Origin of the sequence: Neorhizobium phenanthreniclasticum (assembly GCF_040066075.1) — a bacterium.
GTDB classification, from domain to species: Bacteria; Pseudomonadota; Alphaproteobacteria; order Rhizobiales; family Rhizobiaceae; genus Neorhizobium; species Neorhizobium petrolearium.
This window is the reverse complement of the sequence record NZ_JBEAAL010000001.1, coordinates 762,966-785,596: the sequence shown is the minus strand read 5'-3', so window position 1 is coordinate 785,596 and position 22,631 is coordinate 762,966. Positions and strand designations below refer to the sequence as shown.

25 protein-coding genes and 1 pseudogene are annotated in these 22,631 nt (G+C 61.0%); 10 read left to right on the top strand and 16 right to left on the bottom strand.

The genetic code is table 11. From position 1 onward, the window contains the following. Positions 1–17 precede the first annotated feature (17 nt). Entirely contained in the window at positions 18–911 is an 894-nt protein-coding gene (locus ABK249_RS03905; protein WP_348862323.1) for an AraC family transcriptional regulator, read from the bottom strand. Positions 912–1,004: 93 nt separating this feature from the next. Between ABK249_RS03905 and ABK249_RS03900 the strand changes: the two genes are divergently transcribed. Beyond that, the gene (locus ABK249_RS03900; RefSeq protein WP_348862276.1) at positions 1,005–1,958 is read left to right on the top strand and encodes an alpha/beta hydrolase family protein; all 954 of its coding nucleotides are present in this window, start codon (positions 1,005–1,007) and stop codon (positions 1,956–1,958) included. 95 nt (positions 1,959–2,053) lie between these two features. Here ABK249_RS03900 and ABK249_RS03895 read toward each other — a convergent pair whose 3' ends face one another. Then, positions 2,054–2,617 carry a TetR/AcrR family transcriptional regulator gene (locus tag ABK249_RS03895; protein WP_348862274.1) on the bottom strand — a complete coding sequence of 188 codons (564 nt, stop codon included), beginning with the start codon at positions 2,615–2,617 and terminating at the stop codon, positions 2,054–2,056. Between the two features lie 89 nt (positions 2,618–2,706). On the opposite strand from ABK249_RS03895, the gene ABK249_RS03890 reads away from it, so the two are divergent. Next, positions 2,707–3,720, top strand: a complete 1,014-nt coding sequence (locus tag ABK249_RS03890) for an NADP-dependent oxidoreductase (RefSeq protein WP_348862273.1) — start codon at positions 2,707–2,709, stop codon at positions 3,718–3,720. 200 nt (positions 3,721–3,920) lie between these two features. Here the strand turns inward: ABK249_RS03890 and ABK249_RS03885 are convergent, their stop codons facing one another. Beyond that, a complete protein-coding gene (locus ABK249_RS03885) occupies positions 3,921–4,520 on the bottom strand; it encodes a helix-turn-helix domain-containing protein (protein ID WP_227704999.1) in 600 nt (199 codons plus the stop codon). A 228-nt stretch (positions 4,521–4,748) separates the two neighbouring features. Between ABK249_RS03885 and ABK249_RS03880 the strand changes: the two genes are divergently transcribed. From ABK249_RS03880 to ABK249_RS03860, 5 genes are all read left to right on the top strand, one after another. Continuing rightward, the gene (locus ABK249_RS03880) at positions 4,749–5,246 is read left to right on the top strand and encodes a fasciclin domain-containing protein (RefSeq protein WP_348862272.1); all 498 of its coding nucleotides are present in this window, start codon (positions 4,749–4,751) and stop codon (positions 5,244–5,246) included. A gap of 168 nt (positions 5,247–5,414) precedes the next feature. Then, complete coding sequence (locus ABK249_RS03875) at positions 5,415–5,879, top strand: TspO/MBR family protein (RefSeq protein WP_348862271.1); 465 nt, start codon at positions 5,415–5,417, stop codon at positions 5,877–5,879. A gap of 560 nt (positions 5,880–6,439) precedes the next feature. Then, complete coding sequence (locus ABK249_RS03870; protein ID WP_113139575.1) at positions 6,440–6,682, top strand: type II toxin-antitoxin system Phd/YefM family antitoxin; 243 nt, start codon at positions 6,440–6,442, stop codon at positions 6,680–6,682. Further along, entirely contained in the window at positions 6,682–7,107 is a 426-nt protein-coding gene (locus ABK249_RS03865) for a type II toxin-antitoxin system VapC family toxin (RefSeq protein WP_348862270.1), read from the top strand. The genes ABK249_RS03870 and ABK249_RS03865 overlap by 1 nt, the downstream gene beginning before the upstream one ends. A 42-nt stretch (positions 7,108–7,149) precedes the next feature. Next, the gene (locus tag ABK249_RS03860) at positions 7,150–7,989 is read left to right on the top strand and encodes a protein NO VEIN domain-containing protein (protein WP_348862269.1); all 840 of its coding nucleotides are present in this window, start codon (positions 7,150–7,152) and stop codon (positions 7,987–7,989) included. A gap of 122 nt (positions 7,990–8,111) precedes the next feature. Here the strand turns inward: ABK249_RS03860 and ABK249_RS03855 are convergent, their stop codons facing one another. From ABK249_RS03855 to ABK249_RS03840, 4 genes and pseudogenes are all read right to left on the bottom strand, one after another. Further along, positions 8,112–8,831: an urease accessory protein UreH domain-containing protein gene (locus ABK249_RS03855; RefSeq protein WP_348862268.1), complete on the bottom strand. Its 720-nt coding sequence runs from the start codon at positions 8,829–8,831 to the stop codon at positions 8,112–8,114. Positions 8,832–8,833: 2 nt separating this feature from the next. Next, a pseudogene (locus ABK249_RS03850) lies at positions 8,834–9,267 on the bottom strand (YqaA family protein). Further along, positions 9,263–10,582 carry an MFS transporter gene (locus tag ABK249_RS03845; RefSeq protein ID WP_348862267.1) on the bottom strand — a complete coding sequence of 440 codons (1,320 nt, stop codon included), beginning with the start codon at positions 10,580–10,582 and terminating at the stop codon, positions 9,263–9,265. The pseudogene ABK249_RS03850 and the gene ABK249_RS03845 overlap by 5 nt, the downstream one beginning before the upstream one ends. Positions 10,583–10,592: 10 nt before the next feature. Next, a complete protein-coding gene (locus tag ABK249_RS03840) occupies positions 10,593–10,868 on the bottom strand; it encodes a metal-sensing transcriptional repressor (RefSeq protein ID WP_348862265.1) in 276 nt (91 codons plus the stop codon). An 82-nt stretch (positions 10,869–10,950) separates the two neighbouring features. Between ABK249_RS03840 and ABK249_RS03835 the strand changes: the two genes are divergently transcribed. The 3 genes from ABK249_RS03835 to ABK249_RS03825 are packed head-to-tail and all read left to right on the top strand — an operon-like array spanning position 10,951 to position 12,784. Further along, on the top strand, positions 10,951–11,334 hold the full coding sequence (locus ABK249_RS03835) for a hypothetical protein (RefSeq protein WP_348862263.1): 384 nt from the start codon (positions 10,951–10,953) through the stop codon (positions 11,332–11,334). A 48-nt stretch (positions 11,335–11,382) separates the two neighbouring features. Beyond that, positions 11,383–12,114 (top strand): HupE/UreJ family protein, encoded by a 732-nt coding sequence (locus ABK249_RS03830; protein WP_348862261.1) that lies wholly within the window; start codon positions 11,383–11,385, stop codon positions 12,112–12,114. Between the two features lie 19 nt (positions 12,115–12,133). Continuing rightward, positions 12,134–12,784 (top strand): transmembrane anchor protein, encoded by a 651-nt coding sequence (locus tag ABK249_RS03825; protein ID WP_348862260.1) that lies wholly within the window; start codon positions 12,134–12,136, stop codon positions 12,782–12,784. An 85-nt stretch (positions 12,785–12,869) separates the two neighbouring features. On the opposite strand, the gene chrA is transcribed toward ABK249_RS03825, so the two are convergent. The 9 genes from chrA to ABK249_RS03780 all read right to left on the bottom strand — a co-directional run bounded on the left by chrA (position 12,870) and on the right by ABK249_RS03780 (position 22,595). Further along, positions 12,870–14,189 (bottom strand): chromate efflux transporter, encoded by a 1,320-nt coding sequence (chrA, locus tag ABK249_RS03820; RefSeq protein ID WP_415926424.1) that lies wholly within the window; start codon positions 14,187–14,189, stop codon positions 12,870–12,872. A 64-nt stretch (positions 14,190–14,253) separates the two neighbouring features. Further along, entirely contained in the window at positions 14,254–15,072 is an 819-nt protein-coding gene (locus ABK249_RS03815) for a sulfurtransferase/chromate resistance protein (protein ID WP_348862259.1), read from the bottom strand. 492 nt (positions 15,073–15,564) lie between these two features. After that, on the bottom strand, positions 15,565–17,154 hold the full coding sequence (gene guaA, locus ABK249_RS03810; RefSeq protein ID WP_348862258.1) for a glutamine-hydrolyzing GMP synthase: 1,590 nt from the start codon (positions 17,152–17,154) through the stop codon (positions 15,565–15,567). Positions 17,155–17,194: 40 nt separating this feature from the next. Further along, complete coding sequence (locus ABK249_RS03805; protein WP_052183181.1) at positions 17,195–17,848, bottom strand: 5'-methylthioadenosine/S-adenosylhomocysteine nucleosidase; 654 nt, start codon at positions 17,846–17,848, stop codon at positions 17,195–17,197. Further along, the gene (locus ABK249_RS03800) at positions 17,845–18,294 is read right to left on the bottom strand and encodes a PaaI family thioesterase (RefSeq protein ID WP_037159409.1); all 450 of its coding nucleotides are present in this window, start codon (positions 18,292–18,294) and stop codon (positions 17,845–17,847) included. The genes ABK249_RS03805 and ABK249_RS03800 overlap by 4 nt, the downstream gene beginning before the upstream one ends. A 73-nt stretch (positions 18,295–18,367) precedes the next feature. Then, the gene (locus ABK249_RS03795) at positions 18,368–18,826 is read right to left on the bottom strand and encodes a TspO/MBR family protein (protein ID WP_037159406.1); all 459 of its coding nucleotides are present in this window, start codon (positions 18,824–18,826) and stop codon (positions 18,368–18,370) included. Positions 18,827–18,863: 37 nt separating this feature from the next. Beyond that, positions 18,864–19,949, bottom strand: coding sequence for a DUF1513 domain-containing protein (locus tag ABK249_RS03790; protein ID WP_037159403.1), 1,086 nt, complete (start codon positions 19,947–19,949; stop codon positions 18,864–18,866). A 4-nt stretch (positions 19,950–19,953) separates the two neighbouring features. After that, positions 19,954–21,057 (bottom strand): imelysin family protein, encoded by a 1,104-nt coding sequence (locus ABK249_RS03785; protein WP_348862257.1) that lies wholly within the window; start codon positions 21,055–21,057, stop codon positions 19,954–19,956. Continuing rightward, positions 21,057–22,595 (bottom strand): di-heme oxidoreductase family protein, encoded by a 1,539-nt coding sequence (locus ABK249_RS03780; protein WP_348862256.1) that lies wholly within the window; start codon positions 22,593–22,595, stop codon positions 21,057–21,059. Before ABK249_RS03780 ends, ABK249_RS03785 begins: the two co-directional genes overlap by 1 nt. Positions 22,596–22,631 lie beyond the last annotated feature (36 nt).

The following is a 22,631-nucleotide window of genomic DNA, read 5'->3' as shown; positions in this document are numbered from 1 at the left end:
GAGATTCCAGCTTGCGGTCAAGCCCTCCCGGCAAAAGCACCCGGCGTTGTTCCGACATGCCGGGTGAATGCCACGTTGAAGGCGCTGGCGGAGGCGTAACCAATGCGCGCGGCGATCTCGGCGATAGATGCCTCGCGTCGAAGGAGCATTTCCTTCGCAAGCGCCATGCGCCAGCTCGTCGCATATTCCATGGGGGCCACGCCGACTTCGCGCCGGAAGCGGTCGAAAAAGGTAGATCGCGACATTGCAGCGTTCCGCGCCAGATCCTCGACGGTTATCTCGCCGCCCGGATCCTGATGAATGCGCCGCAGGACCGGAGCCAGTCTGTGGTCGGACAGACCGCGCAGCAAGCCAGGCGACGCCGTCGCACCGCCCGCAGACCGCAACGCCTCGATCAGGAGAACCTCCAACAGGCGGGTCAAGACCATGTCCCTGGCAGCAAGCTTGCCGACTGTTTCGCGATGAATCATCCGCACCAGGTTCGTCAGTCGGTCCTGACCCTGGACATGGATGACGTCAGGTAGAAGCGAGACCAGCATCTGCCTGTCGGTTGCTGCGAAGGCGCAATGCCCGACCATGGCCGTGACATCGACCGCCGATGCAGGATCACCGAGGCGAAAGACGCCGGGACTGGTTTCAAGCCGTTGCGGCAGCGTGCCCCGTGGGGGCGGCTGGAGGCTGCTCATGGTGAAGGAATGGATTTCAGGGACCATAACGAAATCGCCTGCGGCCAGGACGATCGGCGCGCGACCACTGATCGTCAGGTGACAGCGCCCCTCGACGATCGCGCAATAGAACGGGCTTCCAAGTTCCCGGCGCTCAACGAGCCATGCCCCACCCGCCATCACCAGCTTGGCGATCGAGGGGACGGGCTTGAGGATCGATACGATCTCGGCGAGAGGATCAGACAGGTTTCGGACTTTCGCTAAGCAAACGCGGACGAATAAATATAGAACGTCCGGTCTGCCTATTCCATCTTGAGATACTCAAGCAGGAGACAAAAGATGACAACCAACAACTTGATCGAGCTTGCCCGCCATATTCCCACGCCGGAGGCCGCTCTCACCCTCGCCTATTCACCGATTCGCCTACACCTCGCGGATCGTCAACCGCTGGAATTGCGCCTGACCGCACCTGCGAGCGGCGAGAAGCTGCCGATCGTGATCCTGTCGCATGGGTTCGGTCCCTCCAACTACGTCCCTTCGAAGGACGGGTATGCGCCGCTTGCGCAGTTCTGGGCCGAACGTGGTTTTGCCGTCATTCAGCCGACACATGCGAGTTCCCGTGTCGGTGGGCTCCCGGCAGACGCGCCTGGTGCGCCGTTCTTCTGGCGCGAACGTGTCGCGGAGGTGAGGGCGATCCTCGATCGATTGGCCGAGATCGAACATCAGACGCCGGCCGTTGCGGGGCGCCTTGATCATGGCCGGATCGCTGCAGCGGGTCATTCTTTTGGGGGGCATACGGTCGGCTTGCTTCTCGGTGCGCGGCTGCATGGCGAGGATTTTGCCGATACCCGCATCTCCGCAGGTATTCTTCTCGCCGCGCCGGGACGCGGGGGCGAGGATCTGACCCCGGAGAACGCGGCCCGGTTTCCGTTCTTCGACCTCGATTTTGCTGGCGTGATGACGCCGAGTCTCGTCGTCTGCGGCGCGGATGACAATCCGCACTTCACGCCGCGTGGAGCTGAGTGGCATGCCGATGCCTATCATGATGGCCCCGGTGCACGGGCGCTGCTTACTCTTCGCGGGGTAGGTCATGGACTCGGGGGTATTGCAGGGCTCGATGCTAAGGAAACCGAAATCGAAGCGCCCGATGTGCTGGAGGCAACCAGGCGAATGACGCTTGCGTGGCTGAAAACTGCGCTTGATGTCGATGCCGGGGCATGGGCTCTGGCGCGCGCTGCGCTCATCGGTCCGGCGCAAGCGCTTGGCACCGTGAACGAGAAAATGGCTGCATGATGCGCCCTGGAAGGACCATTCTCCCACTTTGCGATCATCGAAATCTACAGATGATAGGGTCGTTTCGCTGTGTAACCGCTCTACCAGCACAAGCTTCATTCCGCTGAAGCCGACCGCCTCGTCAGGATCGCATCGGAGATCAGATCAAACAGGTGATGGGCCTGGGGTACCAGCGGCGGCTGTTCGCCGAGCCATGCGAGGGCACTGATCAGGGCGAAAAGATCGTTGCCATCCATATCTGGCCGGGCGACGCCATTGGCTTGCGCCCGGGTCAGCAGTCTGGTCCCGGCGGAGCGTAACGTGACACAAGAGCTATGAAGGGCTGAGCTTTGGTCTGCAATGGCGGCGACCATGGGCGCGATCACGCCGCTATAGTCGCGCGTCATGGTGATCGCCTCTCTCAGCCAGATCAAGAGTGCTTCGGCGGGATTGTCGGAGGCTTCCAGCTCGCTCGCCCTTTGCGCCATCTCTTCAAAATTGGTCCGCAGCAGCGCCTCCAGCAGGGTTTCCCGAGTTGGGAAATGCCGGTGCAGCGTGCCGTCGCCAACACCCGCCTTGCGGGCGATGTCACGCAGGGATGCGCTCGCATCTCCCTTGCCGAGGATCTCGCGCGCAACCTTCAGGATGTGATCATAGTTCTTTTTTGCGTCGGCTCTCATCGGTCCTCTTGAAATATGGGGCGGCGCTCCATTTATAGATGGAGCACTGCGCCGCTTAATGTGGTGCTCGTCCATCATAGGAGCAAGAGATGATCGGCAAAACCATGAAAGCCATACAGATCCACGAATTCGGCGGGCCGGAGGTGCTTAAATACGAGGACGTGCCGATGCCAGAGGTCGGGCCGGGCGAGGTGCTTGTTCGCGTGAAGGCCATCGGAATCAATCCGCCGGACTGGTATCTGCGCGACGGCTACAAGGCGCTTCTGCCGGAATGGCGGCCGCAGGTAGCCTTTCCCCTCATTCTCGGCACGGATATTTCCGGCGTTGTCGAAGCCGTTTCCGATGATGTGCAGGGTTTCGCCGTCGGAGACGAGGTCTATTCCATGGTCCGCTTCTTCAGCGTCGGGGAGAGCAGGGCCTATGCACAGTATGTCAGCGTGCCGGTTCAGGATCTGGCCCTCAAACCCAAGGGAATAGATCACATTCAGGCGGCAGGCGCACCCATGTCGCTGCTCACCGTCTGGCAGTTCATGGTGGAGGTGGGTCATGATGCGCCGAACCCGCTGCAGTCGGAGAGGCACGAGCCCGTGCCGCTCAAGGACAGGCGGGTCGTGGTGAACGGCGCGGCCGGCGGCGTCGGGCATTTCGCGGTTCAGGTGGCGAAACTCAAAGGCGCGTATGTGATCGCCATAGCTTCGGGGAGACATGGGGCACTTCTCCGCGATCTCGGAGCCGACGAGGTCATCGATTACACCAGGACACCGCCGGAAGATGTGGTGCACGATGCGGATCTGGTCTTGGATACGCTTGGCGGAGCTGCCTCCAGACGGTTCCTCAGCACTTTGAAGCGGGGCGGCGCCCTGTTTCCGGTCTTTCCTTTGGGCTTCAATGCCGGCGATGAGGCAAAAGAACTCGGCATAACGGTGTCGACGGCACAGGTGCGCTCAAGCGGTGCGCAATTGGCGCAGCTGGCGCCACTGTTGGCCGATGGAACATTGAAAACCGTGATCGACAGCACCTATCCGCTCGCCGCCGCACGTCAGGCGCATGAGCGCGCCGCGAAAGGCCATATCCAGGGCAAGATCGTGCTGACGGTCGATTGAGTCGTCTCCGCGAAAAATTCTCCGCGGGAGGCCGTGATATCCCAACGCCTGGCCGAAGCCGGGATCGACCCTCGATCGGCGGCGTCGGCGATTCCGATGACAATGCGCTCGCCGGAACCATCGATGGGCCTCGGAAAGGCCGAGGCCATCCACCGGCGCCATCCACGACGCCGCTCATCAGGCTTTCTTAGGAAACCCGGTCAAGTTGAGGATGGTTGCGCGGTTACTACGACAATGGCGGCGCAGGGCAGCGACCCGTTGCGGCGATAGCTGTGGGGATAGGTGCTTTCGAAATACATCGAGTCGCCCTCACTCAATGTGATGTCCTCACCCTCCAGGTTCACTACGAGCTCGCCACGCAAAACGTAGATGATCTCCGCGCCAGCATGCTCGTGCGGCTCCGATTGCTCATCTTCCTCTCCGAATTCGACGTAATAGCCGTGGAGCCTGCGATCACTGACTGGAAAGTCGAGGGACTCGAAGCGGTAAGCGGGCGACGTCCGCCCCGCCTTGTCCGGAAGGCGAATGCGGTCCGCCTTACGCACGACGGCATGGACCGGCCGGTCGTTGTCCTCTTTGAAAAAGTGATCAAGGCCGACGCCGAAGACCAAGGCGATCCGCAACAAGGTCGGCAGCGTCGGAAACAGATGTCCGCGCTCGATCTTCGACAACATCGCCGCCGAAAGACCTGTGTGCTCGCCAAGCTGGACCAGTCCCAATTTCTTGCGCAGTCGCAGTCGACGGATCTTCGGGCCGATAGCATAGCCCTCGAGGGCCGTGGTCAACGTCTCCGACAGCATGATTCCGGTCTCATTTCACCTCAGTTCAAAGGTAGGTAGCACAATTTTCTCAATGAGAAAATCACTTCTCATATCACGAGAATTTGCTCTTGAAGAAAACTGATTTTATCATAGTTCAATAATCCGACGAGGTGCGCAAGGCAAAACACATTCGATCCCGCTTCCTCGGACCGGAACGCCGGCCAAGCCGGCCCCACGGTAAAACGCGTCTAGCAACAGGAGCTAAAGATGAGCAGAATAAGTATTGCATCGATGGCCGCGGTCGGTCTCGCCGTGGCGGGTCTGATGATCGGTAGCAGCCTCGCGCGCGCCGGCAATCAGGACATTGTCGACACGGCGGCCAGTGCCGGCCAGTTCAAGACGCTGGCGACAGCACTCGAAGCAGCGGATCTGGTTGCTACTCTGAAGGGTCCCGGACCGTTCACGGTGTTTGCGCCGACAGATGAGGCATTCGCAAAGCTGCCGGCCGTGGAGAACCTGCTGAAGCCGGAGAACAAGGCGAAGCTGACGGCGATCCTCACTTACCACGTGGTGCCGGGTGCGGTGAAAGCCGAGCAGGTGACCACGCTGGACGAGGTCAAGACCGTCAACGGAACGACGGCGAAAATATCGACCGGGGACGGCAAGGTCATGATCAACGACGCCACCGTTGTGAAGGCCGACATTGCGGCCTCGAACGGCGTCATCCATGTGATCGACAAAGTCATCCTGCCGCCCGAAGGCTGATCGGCCACCTATCGCCCCAGCCGATCAACAGCCGGCCCGCTTTGTCGCCAAAAGCGGGCCGGCGTCTTATCGACAGGCGCGCTCACAGGCAGAGGCGGTTATACTGTTGCTGATCCGAGGCAAAACGAACCATGACGTTCTCTGTGAAACAAGGCTTATGTGATTCCGATGAATTTGCGTGCAGGGGAGCTCGGCGGTCTATTCTTGTTTCTGGCACTCGTTCTGGGTGGCGGGCTTGTCATCGGTTTCGCGACTGCTCCAGGTGCATGGTATGCAGCGCTGAGCAAGCCGCCCTTCAATCCGCCGAGTTGGGTCTTTGCCCCAGTCTGGACTGCGCTCTATATCATGATCGCGATCGCCGGGTGGCGAGTTTGGCGAGAGGGCCGCAGCAGAGTGCCAATGAAGCTGTGGTTGGTGCAGTTGGTTCTAAACTTCGCTTGGTCGCCGATTTTTTTCTCTGCGCAACGCATCGATATTGCCCTTGGCGTGATCGTGCTGCTTCTGGTCACGATCATCGGCTTCATCGTGATTAGCTGGCAGCGGGATAAAAACGCATCGCTCCTGTTTGCGCCCTATGCCGCCTGGGTAACGTTCGCCTCGGTTCTGAATGGCGCGATCTGGCTCTTGAACTGATCGGGTGACGTCGCACTCCTCGAAGAGGAGACGGCAAGGTCGAGAAACAAGCTGAGAACGTACGATCATATGAACGGGCGAGCATTCTCAGCGAATCTACACTGCTGCCACCAAAGCCAACCCTCACTCCCACTCTAATATTTTCGACGCTCTAACGGATTGATTTTACTATAGAAAAACTTCATTTCGGCGCCTGGATCCGTGAAGTACGCCGTCAAAAGGCTGACTATTGATTTTATTGGAGTTTTTGGAAATCGCAGCACAGAAAAAATTCTGTGAACTATCGGTATCTATCAACCGTTTCGCGCTGAGGCATAGACCTCAAATCTTGAATATTTTGCGCCCGATAAAGTACCGTCAAAATCGACGAAATCAATATGCCTGCCTCGAATCTGGACTAGCAACGCCCAGCGGTTTACGCTCAACCGTGGCGTCCGGCATGCGGTCGTCCTCAATCGGTGGCATCCGGCAAGCGGATGCCGTGCTTCATCGGCAAACCTCCTGCTGGAATTCTTAAGCTCGATCTGCTATATGACTATCTACATGGTCAGGAGCGTGACATGCATGCGATTAATCTGGCGGATGCCAAAGCCCATCTGAGCGAACTGATCGACCGGGTCGAGGCGGGAGATTCGATCGACATCACCCGTCGCGGTAAGCCAGTCGCTCGGCTCACCGCGGTGGAAAGGCCCCGCAAGCCGATCGATGCGGCACTGCTTCAATTGCTGACGGCGGCTATGCCGCCCCAATCCCAGAGTGCTGCCGATCTCGTGCGGTCGATGCGGGATGGTGATCGCTACTGATGCTTTATCTCGATACGTCGCTGATCGTTGCGGCGCTCTCCAACGAAGTAATGACGCCGCGCGTTCAGGCCTGGCTGGCGGAACAGGATCCGGCGCGGCTCCTGATCAGCGACTGGACCGTTACCGAGATGTCGTCGGCCCTGGCGATCAAGCTGCGGACGGGACAGATCACCCTTGAGCAGCGCGCCGCGGCGCTCGCCATGTTCAACAAGCTCGTCGCCGAGAGTTTCACCATGCTGCCCGTGACGGGCGGTCAGTTCCGGGCGGCGGCGAGGTTCGCTAATCAACATGCGCTTGGGCTGCGTGCGGGAGACGCACTGCATCTCGCCATCGCGTCGGAGCATGGCGCCACAGTGTATACGCTTGACCAGCGGCTGGCTGAGGCCGGGCCAGTGCTTGGTGTCCCCGCGCAGTTGCTGGCATGATCCGGGCCTTCTCCAGCTTGGTCCGCCCGCTCGGGAGCCGCCATGGCCGGTGACTGGTCCGACGAGCAGAACGACGCGATCGTGGCGGATTATTTCGCGATGCTTGCTGACGACATCGCCGGGCGACTCTACAGCAAGTCTGAGCATAACCGCCTCCTACAGCCGGTGATCGATCGGCCTCGCGGCTCGATCGAATACAAGCATCAGAACATCAGCGCCGTGCTCAAAGGCCTCGGTCAAGTCTGGATCCCAGGCTATAAGCCGGCCTTCAATTTCCAGGCATCGCTCGTCGACGCTGTGGTGCGCTGGCTCGATCGCCATCCAGATTGGCTCGCACCGGCCGCGCGAATGGCGATGGGTCCTTCACCGTCAGTGTTTTGGGAGGAAGCGGCGCTGTGGATCGGCCCACCACCGACGCACAGCAATGCGCCGCCGCCCGACGAACTCGAGCAGATGGCTGCCATTGCCCGGAAGTACGATGTGGCGGAGCGCGATGCCCGCAATCGCGCGCTGGGCCGCGCCGGCGAGAAGCGCGTTCTCGCCCATGAGCGTGCCAGCCTGCGCGCCGCAGGCCGGACAGATCTCGCCGAACGCATTCGCTGGGTGTCCCATGTCGATGGTGATGGTGCCGGCTATGACATCCTCAGCTTCGATCCCGACGGTAGCGATCGGCTGATCGAGGTGAAGACGACCAATGGCTGGGAGCGCACGCCGTTTCACATCACGCGCCATGAGCTGGCCGTTGCCGAGGAGCGACGTAGCGATTGGCGGCTGGTGCGGTTGTGGAATTTTGCGCGGGAGCCAAAGGCGTTCGAACTGCGTCCGCCACTGGAGGCGCATGTATCATTGATGGCCGCCAGCTATCAGGCGACCTTCTTATAAGGGGCCGACGGGAGACGGACAGCTACCACAGACATAACGCTTAACACGGACTTCCGGGTCCTCACCCAGTCAAACGAGAGCCCGACCTCATTGACCCTGCAACTCTTTCAGCGGAGGCCGTCTTACGCGAGGGTCATTGTCGCAACTGCGACCATGCCGAGTCCGACGGTGATCTCCAGCACACGTGACAATTTGTCGAGCCTCTGCTGATTGCGGCTGAACAGCCGGTAGAAGACTTTCCTGAAGGAAACAGCCAGAAGCGCGACGACAGACAGCGTCAGCGCAACGCCGCCCAACATAAGGACGGCAAACAGCAGTCCTGCCGCCGGCACCCCGCGCGCGGTTGCATAGGTCATGACGAACAGGGTCAGTGGGCAGGGGATGAGACCCGCCACGAAGCCAAAACTTGCCCCCTCGCGGCGGGCGTGGTCGTGACTGGTGGTACGCAGACCTCTACAGATCATCCAGAGACCGATCAGACCGATGGCGCCCCGGCTCAGGTGTTCCAGAAGTGGCGACGATCCCGGTCCGGAACCGCCGAACATGTAGTCGATCACCGGCAGGGACAGAAGGACGATCAGGACCGAGATGGTGATATGCGTGGCGGCCAGGACGATGGCGGTGAGCAGCGCGCTCCACAGGTCTTCCTTTGAGCCCACAACATAGGTTGCCATCAGCAACTTGCTGTGGCCCGGCATGAGCGCATGGACAGCACCCAGCAGGAGACCCATAGGCAGAAACGCAAGGAAAGCGGCCGAACCGCCGCCGTTTGCGAAAGTGCTTATGTGCTCGCCGAATGCGAGATAGGTCTCTTTCTGATAGTCCAAGAGCCAGGTCAGCATGGTCAGGCCACCTTGAGCGTCACCCAAGCCAGCACCAGATAGTGGCCGACCTTGGCGATGGCGACGAGCGTGAGGAATATCAGGAACGGAACCCGCAACACACTCGCGATGACGGTGATCGGATCGCCGATGATCGGAACCCAGCTTGCCAGCAGGGACCATTTTCCATAGCGCCGATACCAGCCCTCAGCCTTGTCGAGCTTTTCCGCCGAAACCGGGAACCATCGACGGTCGCGATGTGTTCGATCCCCCGCCCGAGCATCCAATTCACCACGGAGCCGAGCACATTGCCGAAGCTGGCGACACCGATCAGGGTGGCAAGCGGATAGCGATCGGCGAGGATCATCATCGCAAGCACCGCCTCCGACTGTGCCGGCAGAATGATAGCCGCCAGGAATGCAGCGCTGAACAGGCCAAGATAGGCTGCGAGGTCAATGCTCACGCGGCCATTCCGGATGCAGGCGATCGATCATGAAGGCGTGGCTGTGTCGATGGCCATGGCGGTGACGCCCCTCCATCAGATGGGGATCGTTCTCTGCCAGATCATCATGGCTGTGTTCGACCTCCATCTCGTCAGAGGCCCGCCATGCCCAGATTGCGACGATAAAGCCAAGACCGGCCACGACTGCAAGGACGATCGCAGCGAACGACAGGCCGATCGTCGCGCCGAGCCATCCTGACAGTGGATAGGTCAGTAACCAGGCGGCATGCGACAAGGCGAAATGGGCGGCGAACAAGGCCGGACGATCCTCAGCATGGGCAGACCGGCGTAACAATCGGCCTGATGGTGTCTGCACGATGGAGTAGCCGAGCCCCATCACCAGCCAGATCGCCAGAAGCACAGTGTAGTCGCTGACGAAGGCAGTCAGAACCAAACCGATCATGAGGATCACCGCTCCGGACAGCATCACCGGCCGATCGGCGATCCGGTCAAGAAGCTTGGGCAAGGAAAGGGCGGCGAGCATGGAGCCGCATCCGAAGGCGGCAAGGGCCAGGGCCGTATCGGTCTGGGTGAGCCCGAACTCCGCCTGGACGAAGACGACGGTATTGACGATGACCATGGCTCCAGCAGCCGAAACTGTCAGGCAAAGGGCAAGCAGACCGCGTAGTCGTGGTGTCGCCAGATAAAGGCGAAGGCCGCGGGTCGTCCGCGCATAGATGCTTCTGCGCTCCTTGGCCGGATGGTTCGGCAGCGTCACGGAGACCACCATTGCTGCAGAGATCAGGAAGCCGAAGACAGTCCCTGCAAAGAGCGAATGGAAGGAAATCACCGTCAGCAGCACCGCTGCCAGCATCGGGCTGACGAGGCTTTCCAGATCGTAGGCGAGCCTCGAAAGTGAGAGGGCGCGGGTATAGTCCTTCTCATCCGGCAAAACGTCAGGAATGGTTGCCTGGAAGGCCGGGGTGAACGCAGCGGAGGCCGACTGGAGCACGAAGATCAGCACATAGACCTGCCAGATCTCGGTGACGAAGGGCAGACACAGCGCCACGGCAGCCCGCACCAGATCGAGGCTGACCAGCATGGCGCGGCGCGGCAGGACCTCCGCAAATGCGCCTGCGATCGGTGCCACCGTGACATAGGCGATCATCTTGATGGCAAGTGCGGTTCCGAGCACTGCTCCCGCCCGATCTCCTGCCAGGTCATAGGCCAGCAATCCGAGCGCCACGGTCGCAAGCCCCGTTCCAACCAGCGCGATCACCTGCGCCAGGAACAGATGCCGGTAGGTTCGATTGGCTATAACGTCCAGCATGGCGGCTCCCTCACAGATATTTGGTGATCGCCTTAAACTCGTCGATGGATTTGCGCTGCTGGCGATCCAGCGCGCCGACCGTCTCGTCAAGGCAGTGGTCGAGATGATCCTGGATCAGCGTGCGCTTGGCGTTTTCCACCGCCTTCTCCACCGCATGAAGCTGCTGGGCGATGTCGAGGCATGGCCTGCCGGCCTCGATCATGGCGATCACGCTTTTCAGGTGGCCTTCGGCGCGCTTGAGGCGCTTGGCGATGTCTGGATGGGATTCGTGTCGGTGCTCTGTCATGATGGAAGTTCCTATCCCCCTGGAGAGGATACTTCAATGTGGTTTCTTGTTTTCGTAACCAATGGCGGTTATCTCCTTGTGCATGCTGCTTCGAAAGGGACGAAGATTCGGAACCGGGTTCACGGCGGTGCTGGCCAGCATCGCCATGCTCGTCTTCGCCTTCGTGCCAGCGGGAACCCACGCCCTCAGCCTGCATTCCCCGGCCTTTGCCGTCACCGATGGCGGCCATTCCCACGATCACGGCGATCATTCGCACGATGACGATCTGGAATTTGCTGTCGACAGTTCGGACGCGCCCGATCACCACCATGCCGACCACACCCACGAAAAAGCGGGATTGGTCAGTGTCGCAGGCGACGTTCTGCGCAATACCTTCCAGACGAACTATACCCTTATCGAGGATAAGTTCTACGGCGGCCCCCCGTACGGCATAGACCGGCCTCCGCGCGCGGTCGCGATCGTCTGATCCACGCTGCGTTCTGCGGCAGGTTCACCTCGTTTACGGATATCATTCATGAATACACCTCTTCCCGGAGGCGTGTGGCACGGGCATTTCACCCGGCACATTGCCACCACACTGGCGCTTGCCGCCCTGTCGCTGCTGTTGCTTGTCAGCGCGGCCGCGGCCCACGCCGTCGCCGAAGGCGACAAGGGCTATATCCAGGAGATCACAGGCGTTTACCTGATCCCCTTCATCTATCTGGGCGCAAAACACATGGTCACCGGATACGACCATCTGCTGTTCCTGTTCGGCGTGATCTTCTTCCTTTACAGGCTGAAGCATATCGCCATCTATGTCAGCCTGTTTGCCGTCGGTCATTCGACGACGATGCTGCTCGGTGTCTACTTCGGCTGGAATGTCAGCGCCTATCTGATCGATGCCATCATTGGGCTCTCGGTTGTCTATAAGGCGTTGGACAATCTGGGAGCCTTTCAGCGATGGCTGGGCTTCCAGCCGAACACCAAGGTTGCCACGCTGATCTTCGGCTTTTTCCATGGCCTCGGTCTCGCGACCAAGATCCTGGAATATGAGATTGCCGCCGATGGCCTCATCCCCAACCTGCTTGCCTTCAATATTGGCGTTGAGATCGGCCAGCTCATCGCGCTCGCCATCATCCTGATTGCCATGAGCTACTGGCGCAAGACCTCCGGTTTCCTGCGCCATGCCTACACCGCCAATGTGCTGATGATGACCGCCGGCTGGCTGCTGGTCGGCTATCAGCTCACTGGCTATTTCGTCTCCTGACCCAACAAGGATAAATCAAATGTTCAATTCTCAAGCTCCCAATCCCGATGATCTGCCGTCCTCGAAGCAACTCGTCAAATCGACGGTCATCTCCGTCGTTGCGGCCGCAGCCCTTCTCGTTACCGTCGTGATGCCGTCCGAATACGGGATCGATCCCACCGGTGTCGGCTCTGTCATGGGCCTTACCGAAATGGGTGAGATCAAGACGCAGCTCGCCGAAGAGGCGGAACTCGATCGGCAGAACAGTGTCACTACCCCGACACCCGTGCAGACCACCCCGCAGCAGGGGTCGAGCATCCTTGACCGGATCATCCGCGAGTTCGGCGTTTCGGCAGCCTATGCCCAGGATGCCATGCGGACAGATGAGATGTCGGTCACGCTTCAGCCAGGAGAGGCGACCGAAATCAAGCTGACCATGTCGACGGGTGCGAAGGCCGCATACGTGTGGACGACGGAAGGCGGCGGCGTGAACTACGACATGCACGCCGATGGAAACAAAGGCGAAACCACGAGCTACAAGAAGGGTCGTGCCGAGCCCACAGATTCCGGCGAGATGGAAGCGGCCTTCGACGGGAAGCACGGATGGTTCTGGCGCAACCGGACAGGTGGTGCCGTGACGATCACGTTGAAGACCAACGGTGCCTATTCCGACATCCAGCGCATGATGTAACAGCAAAGGCCGGCGGGTATCCTTCCGCCGGCCTTTCACATTCTTGCTGTGCCAAACGAATCTGTTACCGCATGCCAGCCAGTGTTCACGCCATGCCAAGCACAGCAGAGCCGAGCAGCACTGTCATCACCGACATCTTCAGCCGGAAGATCGCAAAGACCGCGAGCAGTGTCAGCGTGAGCGATGCCCAGTCGATCGAAGACAGGACAGGCCGTTCGATCCATAGCGGCCCGGCGCGAACGACGTTCACCTCAGAGAATAGAACGTGCAGCCCGAACCAGATGGCCAGGTTCAGGATCACCCCGACCACGGCCGCAGTGATCGCCGCCATGCCGCCGGAGATCGCTGCGTTGCCGCGCAGCCTTTCGATGAAGGGCGCGCCGAGGAAGATCCAGAGGAAGCAGGGCACGAAGGTCACCCAGGTGGCGAGGACAGCGCCAATGGTCGCGGCTTGGAGAGGTCCAAGGCCGCCGGCATCGCGGTAAGCACCCATGAAGCCGACGAACTGAAGCACCATGATCAGTGGCCCCGGTGTCGTTTCTGCCATGCCGAGCCCGTCGAGCATTTCGCCGGGACGCAGCCATTGATAGTTCTGCACCGCCTCCTGTGCCACGTAAGCCAGCACCGCATAGGCGCCGCCGAAGGTGACAACGGCCATCTTGCTGAAGAAGACACCGATTTGGGTGAAGACGTTGTCCGGGCCGAGGGTGACATAGAGCAAAGCCACAGGCGCAAGCCACAGAAGTAGAAGGACGACGGATACCCGAAGGGACCATTGGAGATTTGGTCTCGCATGCGCGGGCATGCCTTCACCAAGAGCAGAATCTGCATCCAACAGAATCTTGCCACCCGCAGACTTGTGGTCGGCGGAAGCCGCAAACAGCAGCGAACCGGCTCTTGCTCCGACATAGCCGACAAAGCCCGCTACCAGGATGATGAGGGGAAAGGGTATCCGAAACGCAAAGATGGCGATGAAGGCAGCCGCGGCGATCACGACCATCGCCGGCCCTTTCAAGGCACGACTTCCGATGCGAATGACGGCCTGGAGAACAATCGCCAGCACCGCTGCCTTCAACCCGAAGAACAGGCCAGCGACAGCGGTGACATCGCCGTAGAGCACATAGATGTAGCTGAGCGCAAGGATCGACATGAAGCCGGGCAGGATGAAAAGGATGCCGGCCACAAGACCGCCGGCGGTGCGATGCAGCAGCCAGCCGAGATAGACGGCGAGCTGCTGTGCTTCAGGGCCGGGAAGCAGCATGCAGTAGTTGAGCGCGTGCAGGAAACGGCCTTCGCCGACCCACTTCTTCTCGTCCACGACGATCCGGTGCATCACCGCGATCTGGCCGGCTGGACCACCGAAGCTGAGGGCCGCCACCCGCAGCCAGACCTTGAAGGCTTCCATAAATGAAATGCCATGCTCTGCCGACCCGCGTTGCGGTTCTGTCGATACCACCGTGTCGGACACCTCAGTCACCCTTCTTTCCAGCGGGCCAGTCATGGGTTTCTGAGGTCGCATCGCGGCACCAGCGGTAAAACGCATCGTAGAGCGTCATTCCGGCCTCAAGCTGTCGAAGGTCGTCGTTGAACATGCGCGACAGTCCGAGCGATGCGGCGAGCAGGCCTGCCACCTCAGGTGCGAGATCCGGCCGGGCTGTATCGGCGCCACGCACGATCGTCGCCAGGCGCAGGAGCGGTGGCGTCGAAAGTCCGAACTCCTCGATCATCACATCGAAGGTGCATAGCTCGCCCCGGTGGCTCCAGAAGACATCGTCGACATCGAATGGCGTTGCGCCAAACCGATCTGCCACGGCGGCCACTTCGCCTGGCGCGACGAATAGGAAGAGCGCCTCCGGATCGATGAAGCGACGGATCAGCCAAGGGCAGGCAATGCGATCGATCTTGGGACGGGAGCGCGTCACCCAGACCGTTCGACCCTGTGCGTCGCGCTCGGGCAATTGACTGGCTGGGACCAAAGGGAGACCTGCGGATACCCATGCCTCAATGCCGTTCTCGAGGACTTCGGCGGACGTGCCCTGCGTGCGCAGATAGGCCGCCACGCCATGGCTGAGTTTCTTGCCTTTCTGGCAGATGGTGACAACCGTCTGCCCGCTGAACTGCCCTGCCCAGGTTGCGACCTGGTCGTAAGGGCGGCGCAGCGAGCCGGGGATCAGTCTCGGATCTGCATGGAAGTCTTCTTCGGTGCGCACGTCGATCAGCACCGGGACACCGGGCGTGCCGATAAGGCGGTTCAGTTTTTCGGGGGAAATCTCGAGAAATGACGGCATGGCGCGTCCTCCGTTTGCCGGGTTGATGGACGCGATTCTCTAGCGTGACGCCTCGTGGGGTGATCGCGACCCCATGCGGCATCATTTACAGCAGATGTCTCGGCTGTCAAATCGCAGGCAGTCACGTGTCCAGTTGCAAATGATGATTTGCAGGCAAATGATCAGGCTTCGGTGCGCGAGAAATAATTGCTTATGCGGCTCAGCGAGCCAGCATACCAAGTAGTCGCTTCAATGACCAGTTTTGGGGAACTCTGCAGTTGGCCGGCGGAAATGACGGCGCAAAGCAGACCCGCCGTTGTGCACGCTATTCTATGCCAGAATGCTCCCGCCCGCCGAAGTGTCTTTACATCATCCCGGGAGGGGACGCAGATCGATCCCACGGAACTGATATGGAGTAGGCTGGTCAATGGCAGTGAAAGACAAGCGAGAGGGGCAACTAAGCTACGGCGAAATCTACCGCCGAAACTACGCTATTGCCGCTGTTTGTATCCGTCACTCCCACTCGATCGTGCCGGGCGGCTTGGATGTCACGTCATAAACGACGCGGTTGATGCCGCGCACTTCGTTGATGATGCGGGTGGCCGTTCGACCGAGGAAATTCATGTCGTAGGGGTAGAAATCCGCCGTCATGCCATCGACCGAGGTGACCGCGCGCAATGCACAGACGAAGTCGTAGGTGCGGTAGTCGCCCATCACGCCGACCGTCTGTACCGGAAGCAGCACGGCAAACGCCTGCCAGATCGTGTCGTAGAGGCCGGCCTTGCGGATTTCATCGAGATAGATCGCATCCGCCTTGCGCAGGATGTCGAGCTTTTCGCGGGTCACGCCGCCTGGGCAGCGGATCGCAAGACCCGGACCTGGGAAGGGATGACGGCCGATGAACGAGTCCGGTAGGCCGAGTTCGCGGCCGAGCGCGCGCACCTCGTCCTTGAAGAGCTCGCGCAGCGGCTCGACGAGCTTCATGTTCATCCGCTCGGGCAGGCCGCCGACATTGTGGTGGCTCTTGATCGTCACCGAAGGGCCGCCGGAGAAGGAGACGCTTTCGATCACGTCCGGATAGAGCGTGCCCTGGGCGAGGAAGGCGGGCGCGCCCTTGCCGTCCTCGGCGATCTTCTTCGCCTCCGCCTCGAAGACTTCGATGAACAGCCGGCCGATCGTCTTGCGCTTCACTTCCGGGTCGGAGACGCCGGCAAGCTCGGTAAGGAAGAGGTCGGACGCATCCACATGCACGAGCGGGATGTTGTAGTTGTCGCGGAACATCTTGACCACTTCGTCCGCCTCGTTCATCCGCATCAGTCCGTGATCGACGAAGATGCAGGTGAGCTGGTCACCGATCGCCTCGTGGATGAGGACCGCCGCGACGGAGGAATCGACACCGCCGGAAAGGCCGCAGATCACCCGTTCGGTGCCGACTTGCTCGCGGATCTTGCGGATCATCTCGGCGCGGTAGGCCGACATCGTCCAGTCCGATTTCAGCCCGACGATCTTGTGCACGAAGTTGGAGAGCAGCTTGGCTCCATCCGGCGTGTGCACCACTTCCGGGTGGAACATGGTCGAATAATAGTGGCGGCCTTCGTCGGCGGCGATCGCGAAGGGCGCGTTCTCGGAGGTCGCGATGACCTCGAAGCCCTCGGGCAACTGCGTGACGCGGTCGCCATGGCTCATCCACACGGGGTAATGCCCGCCCACTTCCCAGAAACCGTCGAACAAAGGGCTCGCCTTCTTGATCTCGACATCGGCCCGGCCGAACTCCGCTGCATGGCCGCCCTCGACCACGCCGCCGAGCTGGGTCGCCATTGTCTGCTGCCCGTAGCAGATGCCGAGGATCGGCACGTTGTGCTCGAACACGACCTGCGGAGCGCGCGGGCTGCCTTCGGTGGTGACCGAGGCCGGGCCGCCGGAGAAGATGACGCCCTTGGGCTGGAGTTTCTTGAACGCGGCTTCCGCGTTCTGGAAGGGATGGATTTCGCAGTAGACGCCGGATTCGCGGATGCGACGCGCGATCAGCTGCGTCACCTGGCTGCCGAAATCGATGATGAGAATGCTGTCGGGATGAGCTGCCAAGGTCGTTGTCTGGGTCATGCCGAGCCTTTAAAGAAAAGTTGCGTTTTGTGCAACCGGATCAGAGTGCCAATTCGCCGCTTTCCAAAGCCCTCACGAGGCGATCGATCGCATCTGCGAGCTTCTCGTCGATGACATGCAGATATTCGGTCCAGTTGCTGACGTGCTTCAGCTCTTGCCTGCCGTCGGAAATGCCGCGCAGCCCGATCAGCGGAATAGAGAAGAGTTGGCAGCACCGCATGACGGCAAAAGTCTCCATGTCGACCATATCCGCCTCGATCAGATCGTAGATCGCACCGGAGATGATGTTGCCGCCGGTGGACAGCGAGGCTTCCGGAATGCCGGGGATGCGCAAGGGAAGCGGTATGACCGCCGGATGGTCCAGGAAGGGCGTGCGGCCCTTTTCGAAACCGAGCGGCGAGGCGTCCATGTCGCGATAGGCGACGGAGGCGACCTGGTAGATTTCCGTCTGTTCGAGGCTTCGGGAGCCCGCCGAGCCGAGTGAGACGACGAGATCGGGAAGTTTGTCGGCAGTTTCGAACCTGGTCAGCGCATGTGAGAGCACCGTTGCTGCCTCGACAGGGCCGACTCCGGTCATCAACGGCTTGATGCGGGATTTGAGCGCCGGGCCGTATTCTGCGTCCACGGCCATGACGAAGAGAATGGATTTGCCGCCGGCAAGCGCCGGCTCACCCAGGAGAAGCGAAGGCGTCATCCCATCACGTCCTCTCGGCCACGGATCACCATCATCGTGCCGGTCATGGACGCGATGAGCTTGGCCGGCCCGTCGCCGATCGCATAGGCGCGGCCGTCTGCGACGATGATCGTGGAGCCCGGCTTGGTGATTTCGCCGCGGAAGAGGAAGCGCTCGCCGCGCCCGGGCGACATCAGGTTCACCTTGAATTCGATCGTCAGAATGGAGGCTTCCGGCTCGATGACGGTATAGGCGGCATAACCGCAGGCGGAATCGAGCGCGGCGGAAATAACGCCGGCATGCAGGAAGCCGTGTTGCTGCGTGAGCTTGGCATCGAAGGGCAGTTCTATTTCCACCATGGCCGGTTCGACGCGCGTCAGTTCAGCTCCGAGCATGGCCATCGCGCCTTGCCGCCCAAAGCTGTGGCGCACCCGCTCGCGGAAATCTCCCGTGTCTCTCCCGCTCATGTTTCTCCCTTTCGCAACTGCGAAATTGGCACGGGGAAACGTGTTCGGCAAGCGGAGAGGGCTGACTTTTGGATTAGTTTAGAACAACGATTGAAAGATTGAGCAGTGCGACGAAGGCGACCCAGAGTGCATAGGGGATGAACAGTAGGGCGGCCGTGCGGTTCGGCCGCCAGCTTATCACAATGAACAGCAGGATGAAGGCGAGCATTGAGACGATAACGATGAGGCCGAAGTCAGGGCTGTGCATGCCGAAAAAGGCCGGCAACCAGAGGATGTTGAGGATGCCCTGGATCGCGAAGACGATCAGGCGGCGCATGCGGGGCCTGCTGCGGTCGAGCCATGTTTCGGCAAACGCAAGGCCGATCAGGATGTAAAGTCCGGCCCAGACAGGGGCAAAGAGCCAGTCCGGCGGGTGAAAGAACGGCTTGTCCAAAGACCGGTACCAATCACCCGGCGTATTCGCGATGCGGCTGAATGCACCTATGGCAAGACATGCGACGACGAAGAAAAACGCACTGGCAATTTTACGCATGCCCTGTGACTTAGGGCCGGCTTAACTTGAGTAAAGGCTATTTTAGCAGAGCGATATGCTGATCCCACGCGACCTGGCTGCGTGTCTCGTTGAATTGCCCGTCATAGGAGGAAACGGCGATGCCACGAGCAGCGGGCGCAACGCCGGCGGCATCGCGGACAGCCTCTTCCTTCAGCACGACGCCGGTTTTTGCATCGAGCGTCACGGCCGCCCCGCCGACGGGTGAGGTGAGGCCTACCAATCCCTCGCGGCGGTTGACGGCGATCGCCCCGACATAATTGCCGAGCCGGGCCGTGGTTTCCTCCGGTAGGGAGAGAAGGGCGATATCCTCGCCCCTTGAAAACCATCCGGCGAGCGGCGGCAGCGCGTTGCGCGCGCCTTCCCATTGGCAGGCGAACCATATGCGGCCATTGCCGTCCATATCGAGATGTCGGGTCGAGAGCTGGCGAAGCGAGATCGGCAGGCCGTGTCGTTGGATCAACGCGCCGGTCTTCGCGTCGATGAGCACCAGCGACGGCTCCATGCGGTCGAGATTGAGCTTGGTGCGGCCGAAATCCGGATGCGTCTCGATGCCGCCGTTGGCGATGACCAGCAGCTTGCCGTCGTCGGAAACGTTCATGTCATGCGTGCCGATGCCATGAGCGTCGAACTCGCCGATGCGGCGAAATTCGTCGCGGGCGTCGTAGATGCCGATCATGCCGCGATTGCCGTCGAAATCGTTCTCGCTGGCGTAGAGTAATCGGCCATCCGGTGAAAAATGCCCATGGCCGTAGAAATGCCGGCCCTCCGGCGAGGTGACGATGATCGGCTCGGCCCGGCCGGCGGGATCGAAGACCATCGCGAATGTGCCGGGACGGCGGGCGAAGGCGACGGCTCGGCCGGTGGCGCCGCTGTAGGCCATCCCATGGGCGCGGGCCGGCAACGCGACACGGTCGATGATCTCGCCGCGCTCGGAAACCGTGGCGATGCCGAACGAGCCGTCCGGCGCACGAAAGCCCGAGGCATAGACCGCATCGGCCCGTTCGAGCGCCATCAGCGCGCGCGGGGAAAGGGCGGCGGTGAAAGCGATCCCCGCCGCTTTCAGGAAGCCGCGCCGGTCGATGGCTTCGCCACGCCAGGCCATGTGATCAATCCCCGTCCGAGAAGGAGAAGCCGGAACTCAGGCCGATTGCTCCGCCATAACCGTCGTTCAGTTTGGCGATGACGGCCTTGCCGTCGGCGAGCAGCGTGTCGAGCTTCTTGCGTTCGGTAGCGTCTTCGACCGCCTTTTCCAGATCGGGGGTAACGGTGCCGGCCAGTTTGACCATCGATTTCAACTGCACCTGGGTGGCGGCGACCACCGGGCGGTCCTTTTCCTGCAGGAGATCCGCCATGCCTGATTTATCGAGCAGCGCCGAAAGGCCTTCCAGATTGCCCTGGATCATCGGCCAGGTGCTTTCCGAACGCCAGAATAGCGCCTGTTTCGGGAATTTCGCCTTGTCGGCGCCCTTGTAGAAGGTCTCGATCCGCTGGTCTCGCACGGCTTCGGCCCCATGTACGAGGATACCGAGCAGCGCGGTGATCGCCTCGCCGCCGGTGCGGAAAACCGGATTGTCCGGTCCAGGTTGCTCCCAGGTCTTCTGTATGCCGTCCGGCGCGTCCCATATGTCGGACAATTCCTTGGCGACATTGGTGATATTGCCGGCGATGGCCGCCGCGTATCGGCAGCGAAAACCGTCTTGGCCGGTCGAGAGCGCTTCGGACCCGATGCCGAAGAGAAGATATTCCAGCGCCCCGAAGCCCTGTGTCGCCACGCTTTTGGTGGCGAGCGTCGTCGGATCGGTCGCCGTTTCGTCCGATTTCGCCAGAATGCCCTGAACCTGCTTCAGGCCGGTGCTCTTGCGGTCGGGATAAAAGAGGATGCGTTCGAAGCGGTATTGTTCGATCACCGGTCCGACGCGCACCACTTCGATATGCGCCCAACTCACGGCTGCATCGCGAAAGGTGGCCTTGGCGGCATCGTAATTTTCCGTCGAAGGCGCATCGCAAAGCGTCTTCATGCTGGCAGTCATCTTTTCCGCCGATGCCTGGAAGGCGTCATAACCCGGCCGGATGAACTGGTCGACCGCAGCGGTCATCACCCTGGTGACGTCCGCTTCGGGAAGAGTGACGGCGGGTGCGGTGTCAGCCTCCTGGGCGAAAGTCGAGATCGGCAGGAGTAAGATGAGGCCGGCAGCGAGAATTGTGCGCATCAGAGTGACTCCAGGAATGTGATCAGAGCGGCACGGTCGTCCTTAGGAAGAGCGGCGAAGGCGTCGCGCGCCATCTGAGCTTCGCCGCCATGCCAGAGAATGGCCTCGGTGAGGTTGCGTGCCCGCCCGTCATGCAGGAAGAAGGTATGGCCGTTGACGGTTTCGGTGAGCCCGATGCCCCAGAGCGGCTGCGTGCGCCATTCCCGGCCGTCCGCGACCCCCACCTGCTGGCCGTCGGCAAGGCCTTCGCCCATATCATGCAGCAGGAAATCCGAATAGGGCCAGATGAGCTGGAAGGCATGCGCCTTGTTGCCGGCATCGCGGCGGGTGACGAATTTCGGCGTATGGCAGGCGGTGCAGCCGGACCGGTAGAAGAGCTCCTTGCCCTTCAGCACCGTTTTGTCACCGACATCACGGCGGGCCGGCACGGCGAGGTTTTCCGAGTAGAAGGTGACAAGCGGCAGGACCGGATCCGGCGCTTCGAACGCGCCGAGCCGCGGCTGTACGCCGGTCGGATGGGCAAGGCATTCGACCTCCGCTTTGGTGCAGTCGCCATAGTCGGACGGATGGTCGGGCGTGGAAATGCCGAGGTCGCCCATGAAGGCGGATGAACTCTGGTCGCGGATCGTCGCGTTCTGGGCCTTGAAGCCGAAGCGGCCGAGCTTCAGATCGCCGGTCCTGTGATCACGCGTGAGCGCCGGCTTGCCGGAAATGCCGTCGCCGTCCTGGTCCGCCGGATCGGCCTTGGCGAGGATGTCGGCTTCGTGGATCGCCTGGATGAGGCCGAGGCCGATCATCGGCGGAGCGACGCGTGGCGACCGCGTCACGTCGCTTTCCAGCGGCCCGTAGCCGAGATTGGTGGCGGAATAGGTCGGCTCGCGCAGGTGCGCGATCTCGCCACCGGCAAGTGTCACAGGAATCTCCTGATAGGAGACCTGCATCTTTCCTTCGATCTTCAGGCCTTGCACGGCAAGATCCTGCAACTGCTCGCCATACACGGCATCGGGAAAATTGAGCTTCCGGTGGTCGGCGACCGCCTTGCGCTCGTCCTCGGTGCGGGCCGGGCGCGCGAGCCTGAGAAACATCGAGGTCGCATCGGCGGAACCTTCCGGCGGATGACCGCGACCATCCTTCAGGTGGCAACTCTGGCATGCACGGGCGTTGAAGAGCGGTCCGAGCCCGTCGGAGGCCTGGGTGGAAGAGGGGGGCGGAACCCAGAGCTTCTTGAAAAGCGCATTGCCGAGCTTGAAGGTCTGCTCTTCCTCGAAGCTGAGGTTTGCGGAAAAATGCGAGAAAGCGTCGCCATTGACGATGGCGCGACTGGTCGCGGCCCCGCCCGCCATCGGCTCGAACTGTTCAGGTTTGGTGAAATCCGTCGTGAACTTGGTGACGGCCTCGACGCGCTTCCGGTCCTTGGGGTTGAGATCTGTTCGCGTGGTCGGGAAGCGGGCGTCGCCGCCGGTCGCGATCAACGGAGTGAGAACGAGCGCGCCCGAAATAACCGGCAGCAGGAAGATGAGGGACCTGGACGCTCTCATGGATCACCGGGCCGCGCACCGAAACCGGAGGCGGCC

What these genes read in the sequence shown, in the direction of transcription:
- ABK249_RS03900 (WP_348862276.1), top strand. Translation starts at nt 1,005, where the DNA reads ATGACAACCAACAACTTGATCGAGCTTGCCCGCCATATTCCCACGCCG.
- ABK249_RS03790 (WP_037159403.1), bottom strand. Translation starts at nt 19,949, where the DNA reads ATGGCCTGGCGTGGCGAAGCCATCGACCGGCGCGGCTTCCTGAAAGCG.
- ABK249_RS03785 (WP_348862257.1), bottom strand. Translation starts at nt 21,057, where the DNA reads ATGCGCACAATTCTCGCTGCCGGCCTCATCTTACTCCTGCCGATCTCG.
- ABK249_RS03780 (WP_348862256.1), bottom strand. Translation starts at nt 22,595, where the DNA reads ATGAGAGCGTCCAGGTCCCTCATCTTCCTGCTGCCGGTTATTTCGGGC.
- ABK249_RS03830 (WP_348862261.1), top strand. Translation starts at nt 11,383, where the DNA reads ATGAATACACCTCTTCCCGGAGGCGTGTGGCACGGGCATTTCACCCGG.
- ABK249_RS03870 (WP_113139575.1), top strand. Translation starts at nt 6,440, where the DNA reads ATGCATGCGATTAATCTGGCGGATGCCAAAGCCCATCTGAGCGAACTG.
- ABK249_RS03880 (WP_348862272.1), top strand. Translation starts at nt 4,749, where the DNA reads ATGAGCAGAATAAGTATTGCATCGATGGCCGCGGTCGGTCTCGCCGTG.
- ABK249_RS03890 (WP_348862273.1), top strand. Translation starts at nt 2,707, where the DNA reads ATGATCGGCAAAACCATGAAAGCCATACAGATCCACGAATTCGGCGGG.
- ABK249_RS03815 (WP_348862259.1), bottom strand. Translation starts at nt 15,072, where the DNA reads ATGCCGTCATTTCTCGAGATTTCCCCCGAAAAACTGAACCGCCTTATC.
- chrA (WP_415926424.1), bottom strand. Translation starts at nt 14,189, where the DNA reads ATGGAAGCCTTCAAGGTCTGGCTGCGGGTGGCGGCCCTCAGCTTCGGT.
- ABK249_RS03835 (WP_348862263.1), top strand. Translation starts at nt 10,951, where the DNA reads ATGCTGCTTCGAAAGGGACGAAGATTCGGAACCGGGTTCACGGCGGTG.
- ABK249_RS03895 (WP_348862274.1), bottom strand. Translation starts at nt 2,617, where the DNA reads ATGAGAGCCGACGCAAAAAAGAACTATGATCACATCCTGAAGGTTGCG.
- ABK249_RS03840 (WP_348862265.1), bottom strand. Translation starts at nt 10,868, where the DNA reads ATGACAGAGCACCGACACGAATCCCATCCAGACATCGCCAAGCGCCTC.
- ABK249_RS03860 (WP_348862269.1), top strand. Translation starts at nt 7,150, where the DNA reads ATGGCCGGTGACTGGTCCGACGAGCAGAACGACGCGATCGTGGCGGAT.
- ABK249_RS03800 (WP_037159409.1), bottom strand. Translation starts at nt 18,294, where the DNA reads ATGAGCGGGAGAGACACGGGAGATTTCCGCGAGCGGGTGCGCCACAGC.
- ABK249_RS03885 (WP_227704999.1), bottom strand. Translation starts at nt 4,520, where the DNA reads ATGCTGTCGGAGACGTTGACCACGGCCCTCGAGGGCTATGCTATCGGC.
- ABK249_RS03855 (WP_348862268.1), bottom strand. Translation starts at nt 8,831, where the DNA reads ATGCTGACCTGGCTCTTGGACTATCAGAAAGAGACCTATCTCGCATTC.
- ABK249_RS03865 (WP_348862270.1), top strand. Translation starts at nt 6,682, where the DNA reads ATGCTTTATCTCGATACGTCGCTGATCGTTGCGGCGCTCTCCAACGAA.
- ABK249_RS03875 (WP_348862271.1), top strand. Translation starts at nt 5,415, where the DNA reads ATGAATTTGCGTGCAGGGGAGCTCGGCGGTCTATTCTTGTTTCTGGCA.
- ABK249_RS03825 (WP_348862260.1), top strand. Translation starts at nt 12,134, where the DNA reads ATGTTCAATTCTCAAGCTCCCAATCCCGATGATCTGCCGTCCTCGAAG.
- ABK249_RS03845 (WP_348862267.1), bottom strand. Translation starts at nt 10,582, where the DNA reads ATGCTGGACGTTATAGCCAATCGAACCTACCGGCATCTGTTCCTGGCG.
- guaA (WP_348862258.1), bottom strand. Translation starts at nt 17,154, where the DNA reads ATGACCCAGACAACGACCTTGGCAGCTCATCCCGACAGCATTCTCATC.
- ABK249_RS03795 (WP_037159406.1), bottom strand. Translation starts at nt 18,826, where the DNA reads ATGCGTAAAATTGCCAGTGCGTTTTTCTTCGTCGTCGCATGTCTTGCC.
- ABK249_RS03805 (WP_052183181.1), bottom strand. Translation starts at nt 17,848, where the DNA reads ATGACGCCTTCGCTTCTCCTGGGTGAGCCGGCGCTTGCCGGCGGCAAA.